Annotated in this window: 1 pseudogene; it reads left to right on the top strand. The window is 58.3% G+C overall.

What is annotated here, in order from left to right:
• Positions 1-227: pseudogene (locus C7G61_RS43470) on the top strand (hypothetical protein); the annotation flags it as partial.
• Positions 228-396 lie beyond the last annotated feature (169 nt).

Raw genomic sequence — 396 nt, 5'->3', positions numbered from 1 at the left:
CGGGCCCGGATGACAAGAGTAGGACAGCGGAAGAGATGGATAATCTTCTACCCCAAACGGTCCGCATCGACATCTCAAAAGCGACCCTTGATGTATATGCCCATCCTGTCGGCTGCGAGCGGCAATTCCCCAATACCGCCAAGGATCAAAGAGAGCTGATAGATTGGCTTGCGCAATGGCAGATCGATCGGATCGCCTCTGAAGCGACTGGCGCTTACCACCGGTAGCGAGAGCAGGCTCTGGCGGATCTGCCATGCGTCAAGCTCAACCCGGCTCGAGCACGGCGGTTCGCACAAGCGGCAGGCACCCTCGCTAAGACGGATAAAATTGATGCGGTAATTCTAGCCCGCATGGCGACGACGCTCCAGCCTCCCGTGCGCCCCTCAAGTGGACTTG

This window comes from Bradyrhizobium algeriense (assembly GCF_003062295.1).
GTDB classification, from domain to species: Bacteria; Pseudomonadota; Alphaproteobacteria; order Rhizobiales; family Xanthobacteraceae; genus Bradyrhizobium; species Bradyrhizobium algeriense.
The sequence above is the reverse complement of the archived record's forward strand: the minus strand, read 5'-3'. Positions and strand labels throughout refer to the sequence as shown.